This window comes from Streptomyces globisporus C-1027, assembly GCF_000261345.2.
Lineage (GTDB): Bacteria > Actinomycetota > Actinomycetes > Streptomycetales > Streptomycetaceae > Streptomyces > Streptomyces pakalii.
On record NZ_CP013738.1, the window covers coordinates 3,914,434 to 3,938,304 of the forward strand.

The 23,871-nt window shown below is 71.5% G+C and carries 24 protein-coding genes and 1 tRNA gene; 12 read left to right on the forward strand and 13 right to left on the reverse strand.

All coding sequences use genetic code 11. The features are described 5' to 3' along the window. Positions 1 to 13: 13 nt before the first annotated feature. The 3 genes from WQO_RS16955 to pdhA are packed head-to-tail and all read right to left on the reverse strand — an operon-like array spanning position 14 to position 3,620. Positions 14 to 1,432 (reverse strand): dihydrolipoamide acetyltransferase family protein, encoded by a 1,419-nt coding sequence (locus tag WQO_RS16955; protein ID WP_010060334.1) that lies wholly within the window; start codon positions 1,430 to 1,432, stop codon positions 14 to 16. Continuing rightward, complete coding sequence (locus WQO_RS16960; RefSeq protein ID WP_010060335.1) at positions 1,432 to 2,463, reverse strand: alpha-ketoacid dehydrogenase subunit beta; 1,032 nt, start codon at positions 2,461 to 2,463, stop codon at positions 1,432 to 1,434. The genes WQO_RS16955 and WQO_RS16960 overlap by 1 nt, the downstream gene beginning before the upstream one ends. After that, positions 2,460 to 3,620: a pyruvate dehydrogenase (acetyl-transferring) E1 component subunit alpha gene (gene pdhA, locus WQO_RS16965; protein ID WP_010060337.1), complete on the reverse strand. Its 1,161-nt coding sequence runs from the start codon at positions 3,618 to 3,620 to the stop codon at positions 2,460 to 2,462. The genes WQO_RS16960 and pdhA overlap by 4 nt, the downstream gene beginning before the upstream one ends. A gap of 276 nt (positions 3,621 to 3,896) precedes the next feature. Here pdhA and WQO_RS16970 point away from each other — a divergent pair, with 276 nt between their 5' ends. Further along, the gene (locus tag WQO_RS16970; RefSeq protein ID WP_010060338.1) at positions 3,897 to 4,466 is read left to right on the forward strand and encodes an Lrp/AsnC family transcriptional regulator; all 570 of its coding nucleotides are present in this window, start codon (positions 3,897 to 3,899) and stop codon (positions 4,464 to 4,466) included. A 75-nt stretch (positions 4,467 to 4,541) separates the two neighbouring features. Here the strand turns inward: WQO_RS16970 and WQO_RS16975 are convergent, their stop codons facing one another. Next, the gene (locus WQO_RS16975; protein WP_010060340.1) at positions 4,542 to 5,141 is read right to left on the reverse strand and encodes a TetR/AcrR family transcriptional regulator; all 600 of its coding nucleotides are present in this window, start codon (positions 5,139 to 5,141) and stop codon (positions 4,542 to 4,544) included. 157 nt (positions 5,142 to 5,298) lie between these two features. Here WQO_RS16975 and paaN point away from each other — a divergent pair, with 157 nt between their 5' ends. Beyond that, positions 5,299 to 6,999, forward strand: a complete 1,701-nt coding sequence (paaN, locus tag WQO_RS16980; RefSeq protein WP_010060342.1) for a phenylacetic acid degradation protein PaaN — start codon at positions 5,299 to 5,301, stop codon at positions 6,997 to 6,999. A 3-nt stretch (positions 7,000 to 7,002) separates the two neighbouring features. On the opposite strand, the gene WQO_RS16985 is transcribed toward paaN, so the two are convergent. The 3 genes from WQO_RS16985 to WQO_RS16995 are packed head-to-tail and all read right to left on the reverse strand — an operon-like array spanning position 7,003 to position 9,979. After that, a complete protein-coding gene (locus tag WQO_RS16985; RefSeq protein WP_010060344.1) occupies positions 7,003 to 7,686 on the reverse strand; it encodes a TrmH family RNA methyltransferase in 684 nt (227 codons plus the stop codon). Beyond that, positions 7,683 to 9,080, reverse strand: a complete 1,398-nt coding sequence (locus tag WQO_RS16990; RefSeq protein WP_010060346.1) for an HTTM domain-containing protein — start codon at positions 9,078 to 9,080, stop codon at positions 7,683 to 7,685. The genes WQO_RS16985 and WQO_RS16990 overlap by 4 nt, the downstream gene beginning before the upstream one ends. Further along, complete coding sequence (locus WQO_RS16995; protein WP_032748390.1) at positions 9,077 to 9,979, reverse strand: DUF5819 family protein; 903 nt, start codon at positions 9,977 to 9,979, stop codon at positions 9,077 to 9,079. Before WQO_RS16995 ends, WQO_RS16990 begins: the two co-directional genes overlap by 4 nt. 115 nt (positions 9,980 to 10,094) lie before the next feature. Between WQO_RS16995 and paaA the strand changes: the two genes are divergently transcribed. The 6 genes from paaA (at position 10,095) to WQO_RS17025 (ending at position 15,049) form a co-directional block, all read left to right on the forward strand. Then, complete coding sequence (paaA, locus tag WQO_RS17000) at positions 10,095 to 11,210, forward strand: 1,2-phenylacetyl-CoA epoxidase subunit PaaA (protein WP_029182256.1); 1,116 nt, start codon at positions 10,095 to 10,097, stop codon at positions 11,208 to 11,210. After that, positions 11,207 to 11,497 (forward strand): 1,2-phenylacetyl-CoA epoxidase subunit PaaB, encoded by a 291-nt coding sequence (gene paaB / locus WQO_RS17005; RefSeq protein WP_010060350.1) that lies wholly within the window; start codon positions 11,207 to 11,209, stop codon positions 11,495 to 11,497. Before paaA ends, paaB begins: the two co-directional genes overlap by 4 nt. Continuing rightward, the gene (paaC, locus tag WQO_RS17010; RefSeq protein WP_010060351.1) at positions 11,494 to 12,210 is read left to right on the forward strand and encodes a 1,2-phenylacetyl-CoA epoxidase subunit PaaC; all 717 of its coding nucleotides are present in this window, start codon (positions 11,494 to 11,496) and stop codon (positions 12,208 to 12,210) included. Before paaB ends, paaC begins: the two co-directional genes overlap by 4 nt. Continuing rightward, a complete protein-coding gene (gene paaD / locus WQO_RS17015) occupies positions 12,204 to 12,701 on the forward strand; it encodes a 1,2-phenylacetyl-CoA epoxidase subunit PaaD (protein ID WP_010060352.1) in 498 nt (165 codons plus the stop codon). Before paaC ends, paaD begins: the two co-directional genes overlap by 7 nt. Then, a complete protein-coding gene (locus WQO_RS17020; protein WP_010060354.1) occupies positions 12,702 to 13,760 on the forward strand; it encodes a 2Fe-2S iron-sulfur cluster-binding protein in 1,059 nt (352 codons plus the stop codon). Positions 13,761 to 13,855: 95 nt separating this feature from the next. Further along, positions 13,856 to 15,049, forward strand: a complete 1,194-nt coding sequence (locus WQO_RS17025) for an acyl-CoA dehydrogenase family protein (RefSeq protein WP_010060357.1) — start codon at positions 13,856 to 13,858, stop codon at positions 15,047 to 15,049. A gap of 32 nt (positions 15,050 to 15,081) precedes the next feature. Here the strand turns inward: WQO_RS17025 and WQO_RS17030 are convergent, their stop codons facing one another. From WQO_RS17030 to WQO_RS17045, 4 genes are all read right to left on the reverse strand, one after another. Beyond that, entirely contained in the window at positions 15,082 to 15,426 is a 345-nt protein-coding gene (locus tag WQO_RS17030) for a rhodanese-like domain-containing protein (protein ID WP_010060359.1), read from the reverse strand. A 102-nt stretch (positions 15,427 to 15,528) separates the two neighbouring features. Then, positions 15,529 to 16,443, reverse strand: a complete 915-nt coding sequence (locus WQO_RS17035) for a J domain-containing protein (RefSeq protein ID WP_029182257.1) — start codon at positions 16,441 to 16,443, stop codon at positions 15,529 to 15,531. A 93-nt stretch (positions 16,444 to 16,536) separates the two neighbouring features. Next, positions 16,537 to 17,949, reverse strand: a complete 1,413-nt coding sequence (locus WQO_RS17040) for a DUF2252 domain-containing protein (protein ID WP_237274137.1) — start codon at positions 17,947 to 17,949, stop codon at positions 16,537 to 16,539. 139 nt (positions 17,950 to 18,088) lie between these two features. Continuing rightward, entirely contained in the window at positions 18,089 to 18,439 is a 351-nt protein-coding gene (locus tag WQO_RS17045; protein ID WP_029182259.1) for a winged helix-turn-helix transcriptional regulator, read from the reverse strand. Between the two features lie 147 nt (positions 18,440 to 18,586). On the opposite strand from WQO_RS17045, the gene WQO_RS17050 reads away from it, so the two are divergent. Further along, a complete protein-coding gene (locus WQO_RS17050; protein WP_010060364.1) occupies positions 18,587 to 19,198 on the forward strand; it encodes an FMN-dependent NADH-azoreductase in 612 nt (203 codons plus the stop codon). Between the two features lie 133 nt (positions 19,199 to 19,331). Here the strand turns inward: WQO_RS17050 and WQO_RS17055 are convergent, their stop codons facing one another. Together WQO_RS17055 and WQO_RS17060 are read right to left on the reverse strand one after the other, a co-directional pair. Beyond that, positions 19,332 to 20,144: a ScbR family autoregulator-binding transcription factor gene (locus tag WQO_RS17055; RefSeq protein WP_010060365.1), complete on the reverse strand. Its 813-nt coding sequence runs from the start codon at positions 20,142 to 20,144 to the stop codon at positions 19,332 to 19,334. Positions 20,145 to 20,437: 293 nt separating this feature from the next. Further along, positions 20,438 to 20,520: transfer RNA gene (locus WQO_RS17060), tRNA-Leu, on the reverse strand. Between the two features lie 313 nt (positions 20,521 to 20,833). Here WQO_RS17060 and WQO_RS17065 point away from each other — a divergent pair. The 3 genes from WQO_RS17065 to WQO_RS17075 all read left to right on the forward strand — a co-directional run bounded on the left by WQO_RS17065 (position 20,834) and on the right by WQO_RS17075 (position 23,849). Beyond that, entirely contained in the window at positions 20,834 to 21,691 is an 858-nt protein-coding gene (locus tag WQO_RS17065; protein WP_010060366.1) for an FhaA domain-containing protein, read from the forward strand. A 10-nt stretch (positions 21,692 to 21,701) separates the two neighbouring features. Continuing rightward, a complete protein-coding gene (locus tag WQO_RS17070; RefSeq protein WP_010060367.1) occupies positions 21,702 to 22,220 on the forward strand; it encodes an FHA domain-containing protein FhaB/FipA in 519 nt (172 codons plus the stop codon). A gap of 129 nt (positions 22,221 to 22,349) precedes the next feature. Further along, entirely contained in the window at positions 22,350 to 23,849 is a 1,500-nt protein-coding gene (locus WQO_RS17075) for a PP2C family protein-serine/threonine phosphatase (RefSeq protein WP_010060368.1), read from the forward strand. Positions 23,850 to 23,871 lie beyond the last annotated feature (22 nt).

Here is a 23,871-nt window from a genome sequence, read left to right on the forward strand (position 1 = left end):
GGGCACCTCGCGGCTATACGGTGCGCAGCAGCACCGCCGGCTGCTCCACGCAGTCCGCCACGTACCGGAGGAAGCCGCCCGCCGTTCCGCCGTCGCACACCCGGTGGTCGAAGGTGAGGGACAGCTGGACGACCTGACGTACGGCCAGTTCACCCTGGTGCACCCAGGGTTTGGGCATGATCCGGCCCACGCCGAGCATCGCCGCCTCCGGGTGGTTGATGATCGGCGTCGAACCGTCGACCCCGAACACCCCGTAGTTGTTCAGCGTGAACGTGCCCCCGGTCAGCTGCGCCGGGCTGAGCTTCCCCGTACGCGCCAGCTCGGTCAGCCGGGCCATCTCGGCCCCGATCGACTCGGCGTTACGGGTGTGCGCGTCCCGGACGACCGGAACGACGAGGCCCCTCTCGGTCTGGGCGGCGAACCCGAGGTGCACGCCGGACAGCCGGACGATCTCCCGGGCCTCCGTGTCCACCGTGGAGTTGAGCTCGGGGAACCGGGCCAGCGCCGCCGTGCAGATCCGCGCCAGCAGGGCCAGGACCGACACCTTCGGCCCGGCGGACGGGCCCGTGGCGGCGTTCATCGCGGCCCTGGCCGCCATCAGCTCGGTGGCGTCGGCGTCGACCCAGCAGGTGGCGTCGGGAATCTCGGTCCGGCTGCGCGACAGCTTGTCGGCGACCGCTCCGCGCACCCCGCGCAGCGGAATCCGCTCGGCGTCCACAGCAGCGGCTACGCCGTTCGGGGCTGCCGCCGGTACCTGGGCCTGCACCGGTGCCTGGGCCGCACGTGCCGTCGCCGTCGCGGTCTCCTCCGCCGTCCGGATCGCGCGGTCGACGTCGGCGCGCAGGATCAGCCCGTCGGGACCCGAGCCCGCCAGCCGCCGCAGATCGATGTCGTGCTGCCGGGCCAGCCGGCGTACCAGCGGAGAGACCACCGGCACGGGCCCCTCGGACACCGAGGCGTCGGCGACCAGGACCTTGACCACAGGGGCTTCAAGCACCGGGGCCTTCACCACCGGCGCACCGGAGACCGGGGTCTCGGTCACCGGCCGGGCGGGCCGGTCCGGACGGATGCGCCGACGGCGTGCGGCCGGTGCGCCGGTCCCGTATCCCACAAGCACGTTCCCCGAGCCGCCCGAGGACTCCGGGTCGGAGCCGGAGTCCTCGCCGGAGCCGGAAGAACCCTCCGGTGCTCCGACGGCGACCGTCAGGAGCGGTGCGCCGACGGGGAGTTCCGTGCCCTCCTCGCCGAACCGTGCGGTCACCACGCCGCCGTAGGGGCAGGGCACCTCCACCATGGCCTTGGCCGTCTCGACCTCGACGACGGGCTGGTCGATGGCGACGACATCGCCGACCTCCACCAGCCAGCGGACGATCTCGGCCTCGGTCAGTCCCTCGCCGAGGTCCGGAAGCTTGAATTCGAGCACCTGGGCCATCAGCTGTCCGCCTCCCACTGCAGCCGGGCCACCGCGTCGAGCACCCGGTCCACTCCCGGCAGATGGTGCCGCTCCAGCATGGGCGGCGGGTAGGGGATGTCGAACCCGGCCACCCGCAGCACCGGAGCCTCCAGATGGTGGAAGCACCTCTCGGTGATCCGGGCCGCGATCTCGCCGCCGGGCCCGCCGAAACCGGGGGACTCGTGCACGACGACAGCGCGCCCGGTGCGCCGCACCGACGCGGCCACCGTCTCGTCGTCGAACGGCACCAGCGAGCGCAGGTCCACCACTTCGAGGTCCCAGCCCTCGGCGAGGGCCGCTTCGGCGGCCTCCATGCAGACCGGCAGGGAGGGCCCGTACGTGATCAGGGTGGCGCTGCGCCCGGGCCGGCGCACCACGGCCTTGCCGATCGGCTCGACCGCGGCAGGGGCCTCGGGCGACCAGTCGGCCTTGGACCAGTAGAGCCGCTTGGGCTCCAGGAAGACCACCGGGTCGTCGGAGGCGATCGACTCCCGCAGCAGCCCGTACGCGTCCTCGACCGTGGCCGGCGTGACGACGTGGAGGCCGGGGGTGGCCATGTAGTACGCCTCGGAGGAGTCGCTGTGGTGCTCGACCCCGCCGATCCCGCCGCCGTACGGCACGCGCACGGTGATCGGCAGCGGCATGGCTCCGCCGGTGCGGTTGCGCATCTTGGCGACGTGGCTCATGAGCTGCTCGAACGCCGGGTAGGCGAACGCGTCGAACTGCATCTCCACGACGGGCCGCAGTCCGTACATCGCCATGCCGACGGCCGCGCCGAGGATGCCGGCCTCGGCGAGCGGGGTGTCGGTGCAGCGCTCGTCGCCGAACTCCTTGGCCAGCCCGTCGGTGATCCGGAAGACCCCGCCGAGCGTGCCCACGTCCTCACCGAGCACGTGGACGGTGGGGTCCTCGGCCATCGAGTCGCGGAGCGCGCGCCCGAGGGCCTGCGCCATCGTGGCCGGTTTCGCCTTCACGGGGCGCCCCTCAGCCGTCACTGCCGCCGTGGTCATCGTCCTGCCTCCGGGCCGTGCTCGTCGTGGTCCTGCTCGGCGTCCAGCTCGGCGCGCAGGGCGGCGGCCTGCTCCCGGAGCTGACTCGTCTGCTCGGCGTACACATGGGTGAAGAGGTCCATCGGGGCCAGCTCCGGATCCGCGTTCATCCGGTCGCGCAGGGCGGCGGCCATGCGTTCGGCGGCCTCCTTCGCCTGCTCGATGCCCGCGTCGTCCAGCAGCCCGCGCTCCGTCAGCTCACGCTCCAGGAGCCGCACCGGGTCATGCGCCTTCCACGCCTCGACCTCGCTGTCGACCCGGTAGCGGGTGGCGTCGTCGGCGTTGGTGTGGGCCTCCATGCGGTAGGTGACCGCCTCGACCAGCGTCGGGCCCTCGCCGCGCCGGGCGCGGGCGACGGCCTCGCTCAGCACCTGGTGCACCGCCGCCGCGTCGTTGCCGTCGACCAGGCGGCCCGGCATCCCGTACCCGACGGCCTTGTGGGCGAGGGAGGGGGCGGCGGTCTGCTTGGCCAGCGGCACCGAGATCGCGAAGCCGTTGTTCTGGACGAAGAAGACGACCGGGGCCTTCCAGACGGCCGCGAAATTCAGCGCCTCGTGGAAGTCGCCCTCGCTGGTGCCGCCGTCGCCGACCATGGCGAGCGCCACCACGTCGTCGCCCTTGAGGCGGGCGGCGTGCGCCAGCCCCACGGCGTGCGGGAGCTGGGTGGCGAGCGGGGTGCACAGCGGGGCGATGCGGTGCTCGCGCGGGTCGTAACCGGTGTGCCGGTCGCCGCGCAGCAGGGTCAGCGCCTCGACCGGGTCCAGGCCGCGCGCGACGGCCGCGAGCGTGTCGCGGTAGCTGGGGAAGAGCCAGTCACGCTTCTCCAGCACCAGGGCGGCGGCGATCTCGCACGCCTCCTGGCCGGTGCTCGACGGGTAGACCGCCAGCCGGCCCTGCTTGGTCAGCGCGGTGGCCTGGGCGTTGTAGCGACGCCCGCGCACCAGCTCCGCGTGGAGCCGGAGCAGCAGCTCGGGGTCGACGTCGGCGACCGCGTCCGTACCGAGCACCCGGTAGGGCTCCGGGTCCGGGAGCAGCGGGGCGGGGTCGGTGATCGGCTTCCAGGCCGGGGGCGGCGTGGGCCGGTAGGCGGCCGCGCCGGGCAGCTCTTGGACCGTCATGAGAAGCACCTCCTGGCATCGAGGGAGATCGAGGGGTGTCGATCGGCGGTTTCGAGTCGATCGGCGGTGTCGATGGGTGTCGATGGTGTCGATCGGGAGCGAGACATCGGGAGCTGGGCGAGGCACGGGTGTGGTGTGCCTCACCTACCGATTGTTCGGTCGCAAGCGCATTTTGGCTACAGGCACCATCAGCCTGTGGACAAACGGTTCTCCACAGCCTGGGATGGGTACAGGTCGTCCACGACAGGGAGGCGCGGGCCGATGGCAGCTGAACAAATGGCCGACAGAGGCGAGGAACAGGACCGGACCCCGCCCACCGCGACGCCGTCGGCCGCCGCCCCCGCGAGCCCGGCGCCGGAGCCGGCCCCGGTTCCGCCCGCGCGGCCACTGGACGCCATCGACCGCGACATCCTGCGGATCCTCCAGACGGACGGCCGCGCCTCGATACGGTCCGTGGCCGAGCGGGTCCATGTCTCGCGGGCCAACGCCTACGCCCGGATCAACCGGCTCGTCGAGGACGGCGTGATCCGCGGGTTCGGCGCCCGGGTCGACCACGAGCGGGCCGGCCAGGGGGCGTCCGCGTACATCACGCTCAAGATCGTGCAGAACTCCTGGCGCACCGTGCGCGAGCAGCTCCAGGCGCTGCCCGGGGCCACGCACATCGCCCTGGTCAGCGGCGACTTCGACGTACTGCTGCTGGTGCACACGCCGGACAACAGGGCGCTGCGCGAGCTGGTCCTCACCCGGATCCAGTCCATCCCCGAGGTGCTCTCGACGCGGACGCTGCTGGTGTTCGAGGAGACGGACCTCGGACCGCGCCCGGACCGGCCGGCCGAACTCGCCTGACCGTGCCGTGCGCGGCCAGGCGGCCGTGCCGCGCAGGGGAGCCCGACGACATGGAAGCCCGGTGAAACGGCGGGCTCAGCGGGCGCCGCCCGCCCGCATCCCTTCGAAAGCCAGCTGGACGACCGTGTCCGCGAGCTGCTCCTCCCCGGGGAAGCCGCCCGGCTGCGGCCGGTACCACTCGACCAGCGAGTTCACCATGCCGAACAGCAGCCGGGTCGCCAGCCGTATGTCCACGTCCGCCCGGAGGTCGCCCTCGGCCACCGCGGCCTGGAGCAGCTCCGCCACCCGCTGGTCGAACTCGCGGCGCCGCTCCAGTGCCCAGCGCTCCGTCTTCGTGTTCCCGCGCACCCGCAGCAGCAGGGTGACGTAGGGGACCTCCGCCATCAGCACGTCGACGGTCCGGCGCGTGACGTACTCGACCCGCTCGACCGCGCGCCCGCGCTGCGCCCCCGGCTCGTCGAGGATGGCGAAGAGCCCGTCGAGCGCCCGGCTCACGGCACGGCGCAGCAGTTCCTCCTTGCCCGCCACATGGTGGTAGATGGAGGATTTCGAGATACCCGCCGCCCGGGAGAGATGCTCCATGGACGTGCCGTCGTAGCCGCGCTCGTTGAAGACACGGACGGCGACGGTGAGCAGGGTCTCCGGTGTGTACGTGTCCCGCTTGGCCGTGGTCATGTCCGCGATCCTCCCCCATGAGGGATCAGCCCCGCACAGGCGGGGACCACCGAAGTTGTCCACAGGTTCCCCGAGGGCCCCTTGTCCCGACCGATCGTTCGGTTACTCTAACTCCGTCCGCACGTCCCCGCCCGGCTCGATGAGGAGTTGGTCCGCCATGGCCTCCGTGCTCACCCCCCAGCAGCTGTCCGAGACCCACCGGCCCACGCTCGACCAGGCCCTCGACGTGATCGGTACCCGCGCGTACTGGTCCCCGCACCCCGAGCACCCGAAGGCGTACGGCGAGGGCGGTGCCCCGGGCAGCCTCGGTGCGGCCGAGGGCAAGGCCGCCTTCGACGCAGCTCTGGGCACCCGGTTCGACCTGGACCAGCCGGGCACAGACGGCTGGGTCGGCGGCGAGGTCTCGCCGTACGGACCGGAGCTCGGCATCGAGTATCCGCACGTCGACCCGGACATCCTGCTGCCGGCGATGAAGGCCGGCACGGCCGCCTGGCGGGCGGCGGGACCGGAGGTCCGGGCCCTGGTCTGTCTGGAGATCCTGTCGCGGATCAGCGCCCGCACCCATGAGCTGGCCCACGCCGTGATGCACACGAGCGGCCAGGCCTTCATGATGGCGTTCCAGGCGGGCGGCCCGCACGCCCAGGACCGCGGCCTGGAGGCCGTGGCGTACGCCTACCGCGAGCAGGTCCGCACCCCGGAGACCGCCGACTGGTCGAAGCCGCAGGGCAAGCGCGATCCGCTGAAGCTGCACAAGTCGTTCATCACGTCCGGCCGCGGTGTCGCGCTGGTCATCGGCTGCAACACGTTCCCCACGTGGAACGGCTATCCCGGCGTCTTCGCCTCCCTCGCCACGGGCAACCCGGTGCTGGTCAAGCCGCACCCGCGTGCCGTGCTGCCGCTGGCGCTCACGGTGTCCATCGCCCGCGAGGTCCTCGGCGAGGCGGGCTTCGACCCGAATCTGGTGGCGCTGGCCGTCGAGCGGCCCGGCGAGGGCATCGCCAAGACCCTGGCGGTCCGCCCCGAGGTCCGGATCATCGACTACACCGGCTCGACCGCCTTCGGCGACTGGCTGGAGGAGAACGCCCGCCAGGCCCAGGTCTACACGGAGAAGGCCGGCGTCAACACGATCGTCGTCGACTCCACCGACGACTACCGGGGCATGCTGGCCAACCTGGCGTTCTCCCTCTCGCTCTACAGCGGCCAGATGTGCACCACCCCGCAGAATCTGCTGATCCCCCGGGACGGCATCGCCACCGACGACGGCGCCAAGTCCTACGACGACGTGGTCGCCGACCTCTCGGCCGCCGTCACCGGCCTGCTCGGCGACGACGCCCGCGCGTCCGCCCTGCTCGGCGCGCTGGTCAACCCGGACGTCAAGGCCCGGCTGGAGGCCGCGGGAGGGCTGGGCGAGGTCGCCCTGCCCTCGCGGACGGTCACCAACGCCGAATTCCCCGACGCGACCGTCCGTACGCCGGTCGTCGTGAAGCTCGACGGCACCAAGCCCGACGACAGCGCGGCCTACTTCTCGGAGTGCTTCGGGCCGGTGTCCTTCGCCGTCGCCGTCGAGTCGACGTCCGCCGCCCTGGACCTGCTCCGCCGCACGATCCGGGAGCAGGGCGCCATGACGGTCGGGGCGTACACCACCTCCCCCGAGGTGGAGCGCGCGATCGAGGATGTCTGCCTGGACGAGTCGGCCCAGCTCTCGCTGAACCTGACCGGCGGGGTGTACGTCAACCAGACCGCCGCCTTCTCCGACTTCCACGGCTCCGGCGGCAATCCGGCGGCCAACGCGGCCCTGTGCGACGCGGCCTTCGTCGCCAACCGCTTCCGCGTGGTGGAGGTGCGCCGCCAGGCGTAGGCGCTACCGGCGAGGGTCGGGGACGTCGGCGTAGCGCTGGATCCACGCGTGCATCGCGATGGCCGCGGCGGCTCCGGCGTTGATGGACCGGGTCGAGCCGAACTGCGCGATCGAGCACACCGTCGTGGCGTGCTCGCGCGCCTCCTCGGTGAGGCCCGGCCCCTCCTGCCCGAAGAGCAGGACGCAGCGGCGCGGCAGCTCGGTGCGCTCCAGCGGTACGGCGCCGGGGAGGTTGTCGATCCCGATGACCGGCAGCCCCTCGGCCGCCGCCCAGGCGGTCAGGTCCGCCGTGTGGGGGTGGTGGCGCACATGCTGGTAGCGGTCGGTGACCATGGCGCCGCGCCGGTTCCAGCGACGCCGTCCCACGATGTGGATCTCCTTGGCCAGGAAGGCGTTGGCGGTCCGGACCACGGAGCCGATGTTGAAGTCGTGGGTCCAGTTCTCCACGGCCACGTGGAAGTCGTGCCGCCGCAGGTCGAGATCGGCGACGATCGCCTCCCGCGTCCAGTAGCGGTACGTGTCACCGACGTTGCGCCGGTCACCCTGGGCCAGCAGCTCGGGGTCGTACCGCTCGTCCTCGGGCCAGGGCAGCGGGTGCGGCCCGACGCCGATCGGCTGGCCGTAGCCGTCGTCGTACTGGAGGGGTTCCGCCGGGGGTTCTTGGGTTCTGCCGGTCTCACTGCTCACCCGACGAGCGTATGGCCCCCGCCGCCGCCCTGGGGCCGGGGCTCGTCCGGACCACCGTCGCCGCCCTGCGCCGGGCCGTCCACCGGCCGTCCGTCCGGGCCGTCCGCGCGGGTGGGCGTTCCGGGCTTCCCCGGCGTCCGGGACCGGCCGGGCAGCCGGGAGAGCAGTCGCCGCCTGCCGGTCGTGGCCCGGGTGCCCAGCCACACGAGGAAGACCGTCGGCAGGAACACCGCGTCGGCCGCGATCATCGCCATGGAGAAGAAGGGCAGCCCGAGCAGCAGGGCGATCCCCGCGTGCTCGCAGATCATCACGGCCAGCAGGACGTTCTTGACCCGCCGGTTGAACAGCGTGAACGGGAAGGCGACCTGGACGATGACCGTGCCGTACGTCAGCACCATCACCATCAGCCCGCTGGCGCCCAGGATCTCCGACAGGGCGGGCCACGGGGTGAAGTAGTCCAGGTTGAGCGGGTAGTAGAGCGCGGTGCCGTCCTGCCAGCGCGAGCCCTGGATCTTGTACCAGCCGGCGGTCGCGTAGATCAGGCAGACCTCGGCCATGATCACGGCGAGCGTGGCGTTGTGCGCGAGGTTGGCCAGCACGTCGAGCAGGGTGCGGAACTCGCTCCGGGGCGCGTAGCGGTCCACGGCCCACCAGACGGCGGCGGAGATCCAGAGGATCCACAGCAGCGTCGGCAGCCACCAGGTGCCACCGAGCCCGCCCATCAGGGTGGCCGTCGCGAGAACGGGGCCCAGGACCACCCAGAGCACCGGACCCACGATGTCCCGGAGCGGCGGCAGGCCCTCGGCGGCACGCCGCGCGTTGCGGGCCGCACGCCGGGCGTCCAGCGACCAGACCTGGGCGCAGCGCGTCAGCACGAGGTAGATCGCCATGAGGTGGACGACGTTGTCGCCGCCGTCGCCCATGAAGATGCTGCGGTTCTGCACCGAGAGCACGCCGACCATGAAGAGGACGGACATGGTCCGGGTCCGCCAGCCGACCATCAGCGCCGCCGCGGACAGCAGCGTGAGGACGTAGACCACCTCGAACCAGACCGTGCTGTCGGTCCACATCAGGACGGAGAAGGCCTCGTTGCCTTCTGTGAGCTGGCGGGCCAGGTCCCAGTGCCACGGGCCGTCCGGGCCGTACAGCTCATGGCGGTGCGGCAGCTCGCGCAGCAGGAAGAAGAGGTAGGTGGCGGCGAAGCCGATCCGGACGACGGCACTCTGGTACGGGCCGAGGGCCGAGGCGGTGACACGCTGAAGGCCACGGGCCAGACCACCGCCGGGGCCGCCGACACCTTGAGGCCGGGGCCCGGACGGCTGCTGGCCGGACGGCTGCGGAGCCGGGTTCTGCGGGGACGGGTTCTGCGGGGTCTGCGGCGAGGGGATGGTCACTGGTCCGCCTCCGCACGGGCCGCGTCACGGCTCTGTTCCGCCGCGTGCTCGGGAAGATCGTCGGGGGTCACGGTCCACCAGGGGAGTACGCGGTAGACGGGCCGGGTGCTGATCTTCTCGGTGCTCCACGGGGGCGGGGCGATGGAGCTGGTGGCGGAGCGGAGCTGGATGCGTTCGATCGTGCCGCCGTAGTCGCGCTCGCTCAGCCGCAGCATCGCGATGCGCCGCACGTAGCGCTCGGAGAGATCCCCGCGCAGGCCGTTGGGGCGGTTCTCGCTGTCGTGGGAGTTGACGTAGAAGTCCCAGCCCCGGCGGAGCTCGTTCTGGTCGACATGGCTGGGGAAGAGGTTGCCGCGTATCCCTTCGGCGTCCTCGTGGGTGAGGTTCATCCACCGGGTGGTGCGGCGGCCGTCGGCGTCGGCCACTTCGGCCCGTACATGGACGGCGACGTTCTGCTGGAGCGGGTTGGGCGCGAACAGCTTCCAGTTCTGCTCGAACTCCGGGTAGATCCAGCGGTCGATCGTCTTCCCGTGCTCCTTGGTCAGCGTGTTGGACGGGGCGACGTGCAGGAACACCATGGCCACCTGGGTGCAGGCGAGCAGCCCGATCAAGGACAGCGCCAGGGCCGCGACCACCTGGTACGGAGTCGAGAGCCCGGCTATGCCCCGGCCGGTGACCGAGGGATCCGGCACCGGCGACGAGGGCGTCGGGGACAAGGCCGCCGCGGACGAGGCCGCCGGGGACGAGGATGTCGAGGACGAGGACGTCGAGGGCGTGGTGACCGCCTGGTCCGCCGGTATGGCTCCGGGGGCGCCCCGCACCTCCGCCGGCCGGTTCAACGCCTGCGGCCAGGCGTCCTTCCCCCCGCCCGCAGAGCTCCTGTCGTGGTCCGAATCCATCCCGCCCCGCTCACCGTCGATCACCACTCAGTTATCCACAGGGTTGACACCCTACGGGCCTCCGACTCACCATTGAAGTCAAGGAACCGAACGATCGGTCGGTAGGGAGCCCGGGATGGCGGCAGTGACTGCGCACCAGACGACGCAGAAGACCCTCGGCACGGCGAATGCGGCGGGCGGAGCAGGTTCTACGGCCGCCGCGGGTGAGACGGACGCGGCGGCTGCGGACCACCTCGCGGCCTTCGACGCGGCCGTGGCGGCGGACGAGCGGATCGAGCCACGCGACTGGATGCCGGACGCCTACCGGGCGACGCTGATCCGCCAGATGGCCCAGCACGCCCACTCGGAGATCATCGGCATGCAGCCCGAGGCCAACTGGATCACCCGGGCGCCCTCGCTGCGCCGCAAGGCGATCCTCATGGCCAAGGTGCAGGACGAGGCGGGCCACGGCCTGTATCTCTACAGCGCCGCCGAGACCCTGGGCACCAGCCGCGAGGAGCTGCTCGACAAGCTCCACGCGGGCCGCCAGCGCTATTCGTCGATCTTCAACTACCCCACGCTGACCTGGGCCGACGTCGGCGCCATCGGCTGGCTGGTGGACGGCGCGGCGATCACCAACCAGGTGCCGCTCTGCCGCTGCTCCTACGGCCCCTACGCCCGAGCGATGGTCCGTATCTGCAAGGAGGAGTCCTTCCACCAGCGCCAGGGGTACGAGCTGCTGCTCGCCCTCAGCCGTGGCACCGAGGCCCAGCACGCCATGGCCCAGGACGCGGTGAACCGCTGGTGGTGGCCCTCCCTGATGATGTTCGGCCCGCCCGACGACGCCTCGTCGCACTCCGAGCAGTCCATGGCCTGGAGGATCAAGCGGCACTCCAACGACGAGCTGCGCCGGCGCTTCGTCGACATCTGCGTGCCCCAGGCCGAAGCACTGGGCCTGGAGCTCCCGGACCCCGACATCCGGTGGAACGAGGAGCTGGGCGGCCACGACTTCGGCGCGATCGACTGGTCGGAGTTCCAGGAGGTCCTCAAGGGCAACGGCCCCTGCAACGACCAGCGGATCACCCAGCGGCGCAGGGCCCACGAGGAGGGCGCCTGGGTCCGGGACGCGGCAGCCGCGTACGCCGCCAAGCACGCCCCGGCACAGACATCGCCCCGGACATCGGCATCGGCATCGGCATCGGCATCGGCACAGACCAGCGCGTCCGCGCAGCATGTGGAGGAGACGGCATGAGCAGCTCGACCGACTGGCCTCTGTGGGAGGTGTTCGTGCGTTCCCGGCGCGGACTGTCCCACACCCACGCGGGCAGCCTGCACGCGCCGGACGCCGAGATGGCCCTGCGCAACGCCCGCGACCTCTACACCCGCCGCTCCGAGGGCGTCTCGATCTGGGTGGTCCCGTCCACCGCGATCACCGCCTCCTCCCCCGACGAGAAGGACTCCTTCTTCGAACCGGCCGGCGACAAGCCCTACCGCCACCCGACGTTCTACGAGATCCCGGACGGGGTGAAGCACCTGTGAGCGCCGCACTCGCCCTCGGCGACGACGCGCTGGTGCTCTCGCACCGGCTGGGGGAGTGGGCCGGTCACGCCCCCGTCCTGGAGGAGGAGGTGGCGCTCGCCAACATCGCCCTGGACCTGCTGGGGCAGGCACGGGTGCTGCTCTCGCTCGTCGGCGACGAGGACGAGCTGGCCTACCTCCGCGAGGAGCGCGCCTTCCGCAACCTCCAGCTGGTCGAGCAGCCGAACGGGGACTTCGCCCACACCATCGCCCGGCAGCTCTACTTCTCGGTGTACCAGCACCTGCTGTACGAGCGACTGGCGGACGGGGACGGCGAGTTCGCCGGTCTGGCGGCCAAGGCCGTGAAGGAGGTGGCCTACCACCGTGACCACGCCGAGCAGTGGGTTCTGCGGCTCGGGGACGGCACGGAGGAGAGCCACACCCGGATGCAGAGCGGCCTGGACACGCTGTGGCGGTTCACCGGCGAGATGTTCCAGCCGGTCGAAGGGCTCGATTCCCCGGAAACCGGTGTCGACCGGCAGGCGCTGGAGAGCAGTTGGCTCGCCGCCGTCACCGACGTCGTCGAGCGCGCCACTCTGACCCTCCCCGCGGGCCCGCGGTCCGGGGGCTGGGCGGCGGGTGCGGGCCGGCAGGGCCTGCACACCGAGCCGTTCGGCCGCATGATCGCCGAGATGCAGCATCTGCACCGCAGTCACCCGGGGGCGTCATGGTGACCGACACACTGCTGGAGGCGGAGCTGCGCGAGCTGGCCGGTTCCGTGCCCGACCCCGAGCTCCCGGTGCTGACCCTGGCGGAGCTGGGCGTCCTGCGGGATGTCCGGGTGGAGGGCCCGGGCCGGGTGACCGTGCGGCTCACCCCGACGTACACCGGATGCCCGGCGATCGAGGCGATATCCGCCGACATCGAGCGGGTGCTGCACGACCACGGCGTGCCGGAGGTCTCCGTGGTCACGGTCCTGGCTCCGGCCTGGTCGACGGACGACATCAGCGCCGAAGGGCGCCGCAAGCTCGCCGAGTTCGGCATAGCGCCGCCGCGCGCCCACAGCGCCGACGGCGGCCCCGTGCCGCTGACGCTCTCGGTGCGCTGCCCGCACTGCGGCTCCACGGACACGGAACTGCTCAGCCGGTTCTCCTCCACGGCGTGCAAGGCCCTGCGCCGCTGCGTCGCCTGCCGTGAACCGTTCGACCATTTCAAGGAGTTGTAGATGTTCCATCCGCTCCGGGTCAGCGCGATCGAACGGATCACGGACGACGCGGTGGCCGTGACCCTCGCCGTGCCGGCCGAGCTGCGCGAGACCTTCCGCCACACCCCCGGCCAGCATCTGAACGTGCGCTACACCGTGGACGGCCAGGAGGTCCGCCGTTCGTACTCGATCTGCGCACCGGCCACCGAGCAGCCCGGCGAACCGGTGCTGCGGGTGGGCATCCGCATGGTCGAGGGCGGGGCGTTCTCCACGTACGCCCTGAAGGAACTGGCCGTCGGGGACCAGGTGGAGGCCATGCCGCCGATGGGCCGGTTCGTCCTGAAGCCGCGCCCGGGCCTGTTCGCGGCGGTGGTCGGCGGCAGCGGCATCACCCCGGTGCTGTCGATGGCGGCCACCCTGCTCGACCGGGAGCCGGCGGCCCGGTTCTGTCTGATCCGTAGCGACCGCACGGCGGCCTCGACGATGTTCCTGGACGAGGTGGCCGACCTCAAGGACCGTTACCCGGACCGCTTCCAGCTGGTCACCGCGCTCTCCCGGGAGGAGCAGTCGGCCGGACTTCCCTCCGGGCGGCTGGACACCGATCGGCTCACCGGCCTGCTGCCCGCGGTGCTCCCGGTCGCGGAGGTGGACGGCTGGTTCCTGTGCGGGCCGCTCGGCCTCGTGCGGGGCACGGAGAAGGCCCTGAAGGCGCTCGGCGTCGACCGTTCCCGGGTCCACCAGGAGATCTTCCACGTCGACGAGGGCCCCGCCGATGCGACGGTGGCCAAGGTCGCCGCCCCGTCCGACTCCGTGCTGACGGCCACCCTCCACGGCCGCTCGGGCAGCTGGCCCGTGGACAACGCGGAATCCCTGCTGGAGACGGTGCTGCGAAGCCGCTCGGACGCCCCGTACGCGTGCAAGGGCGGGGTCTGCGGAACCTGCCGGGCGTTCCTCGTCTCGGGCGAGGTCCGGATGGACCGCAACTTCGCCCTGGAACCGGAGGAGACCGAGGCGGGCTTCGTGCTGGCCTGCCAGTCGCATCCGCTCACCCCGGAGGTGGAGCTGGACTTCGACCGCTGAGGCCCGAGCGGACCGCCGCACTGTTCCCTTCCCGTAGAACCTGTTCTATCTTGACGACCCGTCAGCTAGCTCAGGTCTAACGGGAGGCTGGGACAGTGGACTTCACCTTCACCGAGGAACAGCAGGCGGCCGTCGAGGCGGCCAGGGCCGTCTTCTCGGATGTCGCACCTGACGGCGCGCCCAGCCCCGCCCTGACCCCGGGCGCCGTGGCGGAGGACATCGACCGGCAGTTGTGGCACGAGCTGGCGCGCACAGACCTGCTCGGGCTCACCCTGTCGCCGGATCACGGGGGCGCGGGCCTGGACCCGATCGCGCTCTGCCTGGTCCTGCGGGAGTCGGCCAAGGTGCTGGCCAGAGTCCCGTTGCTGGAGAGCTGCGCGGTGGCGATGGCCATCGAGCGGTACGGCGATCGCACCCTCGCGGCGGAGCTGCTGCCCCGGGCCGGCCGGGGCGAACTGATCCTGACCGTCGGCGCCCACGGCCGCAGCGGCCACGATCCGGCCGAACTCGCCGTCTCCGCACGGCCCTACGGGGCGGGAGACGGGGCAGGCAACGGGGCTGGCGAAGGGGAGACCGACGGATCGGCCGGGGGCTCCGGCTGGGTGCTCGACGGGGTCCAGTCCGCGGTTCCGTGGGCCCAGGCGGCCGACTGGATCGCCGTCCCCGCACACACCGCCGGAGGCCGCCCGGTCCTCGCCCTCGTGACCCGTACCCGCGACGGCGTCACTCTGGCGGACCAGGTCTCCACCAACGGTGAACGCCTGGCCGAGGTCCGGCTCGACGCCGTGCGCGTGGAGGCCCGCGAGCTGATCGACGCGGCCGGCTGCTGGGACTGGCTGCGGTCCCTGCTCACCACCGGGACGTGCGCGCTGGCGCTCGGGCTGGGCGAGCGGGTGCTCGCGATGACCGCCGAATACACCGGCAAGCGCGAGCAGTTCGGGTTTCCGGTCGCGACGTTCCAGGCGGTGGCGGTCCAGGCCGCCGACCGGTACATCGATCTGCGGGCGATGGAGGCGACCCTCTGGCAGGCCGCCTGGCGGATCTCCACCGACACCGGCGGCCCGCTCCCGGCTGCGGGAGACGTCGCCGTGGCGAAGATCTGGGCCTCCGACGGGGTGCGCCGCGTCGTGCAGACCGCGCAGCATCTGCACGGCGGCTTCGGCGCTGACACCGACTACCCGCTGCACCGCTACCACGCCTGGGCGAAGCAGATCGAACTCTCGCTCGGCCCGGCAGCGGCCCACGAGGAGGGACTGGGAGACCTGCTGGCCGCCCACCCGCTCGGCTGACAGCGACCGCGCCCGTAGAACGGGGGACCGGCTCAGAGGACGAAGGCGGGCGTCCCGTTGTCCGTGACCATCGGGCGGCCGGCGCCGTCCCAGGCCTGCATGCCGCCGTCGATGTTCACCGCGTCGATGCCCTGCTGGACCAGGTACTGGGTGACCTGGGCCGACCGGCCGCCCACCCGGCACATCACATGCACGCGCCGGCCGTCATCGGCCGCCTCGGTCAGCTCGCCGAACCGGCCCACGAAGTCGCTCATCGGAATGTGCAGCGCGCCCTCGACGTGACCGGCCGCCCACTCGTCGTTCTCACGGACGTCCAGGACGAAGCCGTCCGACGGCACCGCCGCGGCGTCCACCGAGGGCAGCGGGACGAAATTCATGGGTCATGCCTTCTCTCGTACATACGCGGAAGAGTCGTCCACTCACGGAAGAGTCATCCGGAACGCTACTGCACCCCGCCTGCCGCACCCTGCCCCTGCGCCCTACCGCGTCATCTCCGCGAGCTCGGCCTCGCGCCGGGACACCTCGCCCAGCAGCTGCTCCGCGATGTCCTCCAGCAGCTGGTCCGGGTCGTCCGGGGCCATCCGCAGCATCGAGCCGATCGCGCCGTCCTCCAGCTCCTTGGCGAGCACCGTCAGCAGCTCCTTGCGCCGGCTGAGCCACTCCAGCCGGGCGTAGAGCTCCTCGCTCTCGCTCAGCGGGGCCGGCGGCCGCACCGGCCCGGCCTCCCACTCCGCCACGAGCTCCTTGAGCAGCTCGACGTCGCCGCGGCCGTAGGCGGCGTTCACCCGGGCGATGAACTCGTCCCGGCGCTGCCGCTCCACCTCGTCCTGGGCGAGGTCCGGGTGCGCCTTGCGGGCCAGCTCCCGGTAGAGCCTGCGGGCCTCCTCGCTCGGCCTGACCCGCTTCGGCGGCCGGACCGGCTGCTCGGTGAGCATCGCCGCGGCCTCGGGGGAAAGACCGTCGGTGTCCATCCAGTCGTGGAACAGCTCGTCGACCCCGGGCATCGGCATGACGGCCGCCCGCGCCTCCCGCGCCTTGCGCTCGTCCTCCGGATCCCCGCTCTTCGACGCCCGCGCCTCCGCGATCAGCGCGTCCAGCTCGTCGAGACGCGCGTACATCGGACCGAGCTTCTGGTGGTGCAGCCGGGAGAAGTTCTCGACCTCCACCCGGAAGGTCTCCACCGCGATCTCGAACTCGATCAACGCCTGCTCGGCGGCCTGCACCGCCCGGGCCAGCCGGGCCTCGGGGCGCGGCCCGGCATCGTCGGGGCCGGCGGGCTCGGGGGCGCCCGGCTCGGCCTCGTTCTGCTGGACGTCGTCGCTATCCTGCGGGACGTCGTCCTGCCGGTCTTCGTCGTTCCGGGTGGTCGGCACCCCGGCGGCTTCGTGGCTCACCCGTCCAGCGTATGGCCACAGCCCGGCGGCACGGCACACGCGGTGGGCCCCGACCGGGCCCACCGCCTCACACGCGCACCGGACACGGACCGGTCACACACCGAACTCGGCGGCCAGCCTGCCCGCCTTGATCCCCCGCAGCAGCTCGGCGTGATCCGCTTCCGTACGGTCGGCGTACGTCACCGCGAAGGCGGCCACGGCCTCGTCGAGCTCGTCGTTCTTGCCGCAGTAGCCCGCGAGCAGGCGGGGGTCGGCGCTGTGGGCGTGCGCACGGGCGAGCAGTGCACCGGTCATCCGCCCGTAGTCGTCGACCTGGTCGGCGGCGAGCGCGGCGGGGTCCACACTGCCCTTGCGGTTCCGGAACTGCCGGACCTGGAAATGTCGGCCGTCGACGTCCGCCCAGCCGAGCAGGATGTCGCTGACGACCTGCATCCGCTTCTGCCCGAGCACCACCCGGCGGCCTTCGTGCGCCACTTCCGGTACGTCGAAACCGACCGCGGGCAGATAGGGGGCGAGCACCGAGGGGCGCGCCTCCTTCACCTGGAGGACCAGCGGCTCTCCCCGGTGGTCGAGCAGCAGCACCACGTACGACCGGGTCCCCACGCTGCCGGTGCCGACCACCCGGAACGCCACGTCGTGGATCGTGTACCGGGCCAGCAGCGGCACCCGGTCCTCGGAGACGGTGGAGAGATAGCCGCCGAGACCCGCGGCCACGACCGCGGCCTCGGCGTCCGGCACCCGGCGCAGCACGGGCCGGGCGTCGACGAAGCGCCGGCCGCCATCGGGGCACTCCTCGGTGGAGCGGGCGGCGAAACGGGCGCTGGTGTTGTTGCGGGCCTTCTCCGAGACCCGCTCCAGGGTGCCGACCAGGTCACGGGCGTCGGTGTGCGAGACGAGCTCCTCGTCCGCGATCGCGTTCCAGGCGTCGAGGGCGGGCAGCCGGGCCAGCAGCCGCATCGTGCGGCGGTAGGCGCCTACGGCGTCGTACGCGCCCCGGCGGCAGGTGTCCTCGTCGGCCCCGGCGGCCCGGCCCGCGAGCACCAGGGAGGTGGCGAGCCGCTTGAGGTCCCACTCCCACGGCCCGAAGACGGTCTCGTCGAAGTCGTTCAGATCGATGACCAGGCTGCCCCGGGCATCGCCGTAGAGGCCGAAGTTGGCCGCGTGGGCGTCGCCGCAGAGCTGGGCGCCCACCCCGGTGACGGGGCTGCCCATCAGGTCGTGGGCCATCAGCCCGGCCGCACCCCGCAGGAACGCGAAGGGGGTGGCCGCCATCCGGCCCACCCGTATCGGTGTCAGACCCGGTACACGGCCCCGGTTCGACTCCTCGACGGCCCGCACCGCGTCCGGCCGGCCCGGCGGCAGGACCAGCGAGGCGTGCGAGGACCGGGGCACCCGTTCGCGGAGCGCCTTGCCCGCCGCCTTCGGTGAACTCGCGGCCCCGCGCCGGGCGAACCCGGGCACGACGGGAATACGCGGATCCGACTCCTCGGCACGCTGTTCAGGCATCGTCGTCCCGGTTTCGCCCATGGAGCGTCGCCTCCCCCACCCTCGTACACGCTCTTCGGCTGCCCGGCTGTCCCGCCCGGCCAGCAGCCCTGCCCGGCAGCGGCCGAGCACGACGGTACCGCCGATTCGGCCGGCTGTATCAGCAGCCGCCGCCGGTCTCCGGCGCCAGATACGTGTCCGCCCACCGCCCGAGCTCCTTGAGCGCGGGCTCCATCGCCGTACCGGCCTCGGTGAGCCGGTAGGAGACGCGCAACGGTGGCCCCTCGTCGACCTCGCGGATCACCAGACCCGCAGCGCCGAGTTCGGTCAGCCGGTCCGAGAGCATGCGCTCACTGATCCCGGGAATCGCCCTGCGCAACTCGGCGAAGTGCACCGGTCGCTGCAGCAGCACCGAGACGATCGGGCCGGTCCAGCGCTTGCCGAACAACTCGAAGACCCGACTGATCCCCACATCGACCCGCCGACAGGCCCCTTCGCTGTGATCCGCCATGCCTCTAGCGTACTGCGCCGACGTCGGCAGCTTACAAAAAATAAGTAGCTATGCTATTAGTAGTTACGTACGTAAAAGCTGCCTCGGGACGCCCGTGAGGTCGCGTCGACCCACCCGCGCCCCCTTCCCCTCTCTGTGGAGATCCCCATGGCCACGCTTCTGCACCTCGACTCCGCCGTCTTCCCCCAGGGATCCGCCTCCCGCGACGTCACCGCGGCGTTCGTCGAGGCCTGGCGCGAGCAGCACCCGGACGGCACCGTCGTCCACCGCGACCTCGCCGCCGATCCGCTGCCCCACCTGGACGCCGGCGCCACGGCCGCGGGCGCCGACGACCCGCTGCGCCGCGAGCTGGCCGACGAACTGGCCGCGGCGGACGCCGTCCTGATCGGCGCCCCGATGTACAACTTCACGATCCCGTCCACCCTGAAGGCATGGCTGGACCAGGTGATCATCGTCGGGCACAACGCGGGCCCCGATTCCCCCGTCGCCGGCACCCCGGTGACCGTCGTCGCCAGCCGCGGCGGTTCCTACGCTCCGGGCACCCCGCGCGAGGACTTCGAATTTGTCCAGAATTACTTGGAGAAGGTGTTCGCGGGCATGTTCTCCACCGAGGTGGACTTCATCGTTCCCGAGCTGACCCTCGCCCACTCGCAGCCGTCGATGGCCGAGCTGATCCCGCTCGCCGAGGCCTCCCGCGCCCAGGCGCTCGACGACGCCCGGGCAAAGGCGAAGGCCCTCGCCACCCGCCTCGCCGCCTGAGAAAGCCTCAAACCCCAAAGAGAAACGGCAGTGCCGCGGAGCTTCTACAAGCTCCGCGGCACTGCCGCATCACGATCAATGGGACGTTTCACGTGAAACATGGAACGTGAGACATGGCACGTCCGGTCGCGGATCAGACAGCCCCTCCGGCCGCCGCCGCACCCGCGCCCGCGGGCTCCTCGTCGCCCTCGTCGCCGGACTGCCCTGCCCGCGTACCGCGAGCGGATCCGCCGCCCTGCCGGGAGCCTGTTTCCGCCGCGGGACCGGAGCCGGCCTCCTTGGCCTCCGCGGCGATCCTGGCCTCCTGCTCCTCCCGCTCCGCCTTCTCACGCGCCTGGGCCGCCAGATCCACCCGGCCCTCGGGCTTGATGTGGGCGATGACACCGGGGTGAGCGATCGACGGCAGGATGTGGCGCCACATCTCCGCGACCTGCTCGCGCAGATCGGCCCGCCCGGAGTCGGCCTCCGAGACCAGCTGGATACCGGTGAACGAGGCGACGATGATTTTGGCCGACACCATCGGGTCGATCTGCGGGAACACCTCGCCGCGCTCCTGCCCCAGCTCCAGCATCCGGGCCGTCGCGTCGATCCAGTCGCCCCACGGATGCGGTCCGCCGAGGAAGACTCCCTCGATGGAGAGCCTGGTGCCGGCCCGGGCCATCGCGTTGTGGCGGAGGGCGAAGGCGAACTGCTGGCCACCGTCCACCAGGGACTGGAGCGGCGAACCCTCCTGCTCGAACTCGACCGTCGAGGTCTGCTCGTCCATGATCGCCTGCGCGATGGCCTCCTTGGAGGCGAAATGGAAGTACAGGGCTCCCTTGGTGACCTTGGCGCGGCGGAGGATCTCCGAGATGGCGGCACGCTCGTAGCCGTAGTCGTCGAAGACACTCGCCGCGGCATCCACGATCGACCGCCACGTCTGGACCGCGCGAGCCTGCTTCGCCATTTCCTGCCTCCGGGACGTTCTGTGCGCTCAGCCCTTCACCGCCGAGCCGCCGTCGATCCAACCTCTGCGGCCAGCGTATGCAAGTACGCCGTTGCACCGGCCATCGGTCTGTCCGGAAACCGTGCCCACACCCGCTGTCCGTACCCCGCCCGTCCGCCGAAAACACGGGAACGCCTCCGACAAGCCCGACGAGACTGTCGGGAAAGCGCAACAACGAAGAACCCCCGCTCCGGATCTCTCCGAAGCGGGGGTTCTCCCGATTCAACTTCAGCAGCTGCAAGCACCTGCCGTTGTGCGCGAGGGGGGATTTGAACCCCCACGTCCCGAAGGACACTGGCACCTGAAGCCAGCGCGTCTGCCGTTCCGCCACTCGCGCATGAGTGGTGTTTTCAGACTCTCACCTTGGGGGGTGAGCGCCTGGCGACAAACGGAAGATTAGCACGCTGGACAGGGTGGATTCACATCCGTTGTTTCGCCGGCTCCGGGAGGGGAAGCGGGAACCCCGAACCATCGCCCCCACTCCTCCGGAGTGCGTCCCGGGTGCGGGACACTGTGAGGAGGCCACCTCTACGATCCGTGTGAGGGGTGACACTCATCCACAGGCCAGACAAGGGGAACCAGCCGATTTCCCGACGCGTGGATACGATCAGTAAGCAGTACAGGGACGATGACAACGGAGGAGGTGCCCCATGGGGGTCATGAAGCGTTTCGAGCAGCGCCTCGAGGGGCTGGTCAACGGCACCTTCGCCAAGGTCTTCAAGTCCGAGGTGCAGCCTGTCGAGATCGCCGGCGCCCTCCAGCGCGAGTGCGACAACAACGCGACGATCTGGAACCGCGAGCGGACCGTCGTCCCCAACGACTTCATCGTCGAGCTCTCCACCCCCGACTACGAGCGGCTCAGCCCGTACTCGGGCCAGCTGGGCGACGAGCTCTCCGGCCTGGTGCGCGACTACGCCAAGCAGCAGCGCTACACGTTCATGGGCCCGATCAAGGTCCATCTGGAGAAGGCCGACGACCTCGACACCGGGCTCTACCGGGTCCGCAGCCGCACTCTGGCGTCGAGTACGTCACAGCAGGAGCCGTCGGCCCAGTCCCCCCAGCCCCCTGCCGGACGCCCCGGCGCCCCGCAGGCTCCCGGTGGCTACGGCTACCCCCCGAGCGCCGCCCCGCCGATGCCCGCGGCCCCGCCGTCCGGCGCCGGACGGCCCTCGGCCCCCACGAGCGACCGGCGCCCGCCGGCGGCGGCCGGCCCCATGCCGGACGCCCGGACGCGACGCTGGATCGAGATCAACGGCACTCGCCATCAGATTTCCCGCCCGACGTTGGTGATGGGACGATCCACCGACGCCGACGTGCGGATCGACGACCCCGGCGTATCGCGCCGGCACTGTGAGATCCGGACCGGAACGCCCTCGACGATCCAGGATCTCGGGTCTACCAACGGCATCGTGGTAGACGGGCAGCACACCACCCGCGCTACGCTCCGCGACGGCTCGCGGATCGTCGTGGGCAGCACCACCATCGTTTACCGGCAAGCCGAAGGGTGAAGCGGGGGCAATGTCAGAGCTGACCCTGACGGTCATGCGGCTAGGTTTCCTGGCTGTTCTGTGGCTGTTCGTCATCGTGGCCGTACAGGTCATCCGCAGCGACCTGTTCGGAACGCGCGTCACGCAGCGCGGCTCACGCCGCACTGCCGCCGACACGCGCCCCCAGCAGGGCCGCCAACAACAACAAGCGGCGCCGCCCCAGCAGCGTCAGCAGCCGGGCCGGCAGCGCCGCGGGGCGCCGACCAAGCTGGTCGTGTCCGAAGGCTCGCTCACGGGCACCACGGTCGCGCTCCAGGGCCAGACCATCACCCTGGGCCGGGCCCACGATTCAACGATCGTGCTGGACGACGACTACGCGTCCAGCAGGCATGCCAGGATCTACCCGGACCGTGACGGCCAGTGGATCGTCGAGGATCTCGGGTCCACCAACGGCACGTATCTGGAACGGACCCGGCTCACCACCCCGACACCAGTTCCGCTGGGCGCGCCGATCCGTATCGGCAAGACCGTCATCGAGCTGCGGAAGTAGTACGACAATGAGCGAGCGGAGCGAGCGAGCCGCGGCGGTCCCGACCGTGGACGCTGCCCGGTTCCCGACCGGAGGGTGGGCAGTGTGGCTCGAGACAGGCTGTACCCCGAGCCGACGGGCGAGGTGCGCATGAGTCTGTCGCTGCGCTTCGCCGCCGGGTCGCACAAGGGCATGATCCGCGAGGGCAACGAGGACTCCGGCTACGCCGGTCCCCGCCTCCTCGCCATCGCCGACGGCATGGGCGGTCAGGCGGCCGGTGAGGTCGCCAGCTCCGAGGTGATCTCCACCCTCGTCCCGCTCGACGACGACGTCCCCGGATCCGATCTCCTGACCTCGCTCGGCTCCGCCGTGCAGCAGGCGAACGACCAGCTGCGCGTCATGGTCGAGGAGGACCCCCAGCTGGAGGGCATGGGCACCACGCTCACCGCCCTGCTCTGGACCGGTCAGCGCCTCGGCCTGGTGCACGTCGGCGACTCCCGCGCGTATCTGCTGCGCGACGGCGTCCTGACGCAGATCACCCAGGACCACACCTGGGTGCAGCGCCTCGTCGACGAGGGCCGGATCACCGAGGAAGAGGCCACCACCCACCCGCAGCGCTCCCTGCTGATGCGGGCGCTGGGCAGCGGCGACCATGTCGAGCCGGACCTCTCCATCCGCGAGGTCCGGGCCGGCGACCGCTATCTGATCTGCTCGGACGGCCTCTCCGGCGTGGTCTCGCATCAGACGATGGAAGAGACCCTCGCCAGCTACCAGGGCCCGCAGGAGACCATCCAGGAGCTGATCCAGCTCGCCCTGCGCGGCGGCGGCCCCGACAACATCACCTGCATCGTCGCCGACGTCCTGGACGTCGACAACAACGACACCCTGGCCGGCCAGCTCAATGACACCCCGGTCGTCGTCGGCGCGGTCGCGGAGAACCAGGCCCAGCTGGGCGACGGCGGGGCCATGCAGACGCCCGCCGGACGCGCGGCGGGCCTCGGCCGCCCCGTACCCCCGCCCGCCGGCGGCTTCGGCCCGCCCGGCAGCGGCGACACCGGCTACGGCGGCATGCCGGACGGCTCCTACGACTCGTACACGGACGACGACTTCGTCAAACCGCGCGGCGGCCGTAAGTGGCTGAAGCGTTCCGTCTACATCGTGCTGGCGCTGGCCGTGATCGGCGGCGGTCTGTACGGCGGCTACCGCTGGACGCAGACGCAGTACTTCGTCGGCGCGAAGGACGAGAACGTCGCGCTGTTCCAGGGCATCAGCCAGGACCTCGCCTGGGTCTCGCTCTCGAAGGTCGAGAAGAACCACCCCGAGATCGAGCTCAAGTACCTGCCGCCGTACCAGCGCAAGCAGGTCGAGTCGACGATCGCCGAGGGCAACATCACCGACGCCCGCGAGAAGATCGCCGAGCTGGCCGCCCAGGCCTCCGCCTGCAAGAAGGACGCGCAGCGCCGCGCGGCCGAGGCCGAGACCCGGGCCCGTACGGGCGAGGGCGAGGCCGGCGGCACCGCCGGGGCGCCCGCCACCAGGACTTCCGCCACGTCCTCCGCCAAGGGGACCAAGCCGACCACCGCTCCCACTCCCGGCCCCAGCCTCTCGGAGGAAGAGAAGAAGCTGGTCCCGCAGTGCGGTAAGCAGTAAGCCGTAGGGGGCCTTCAGCACC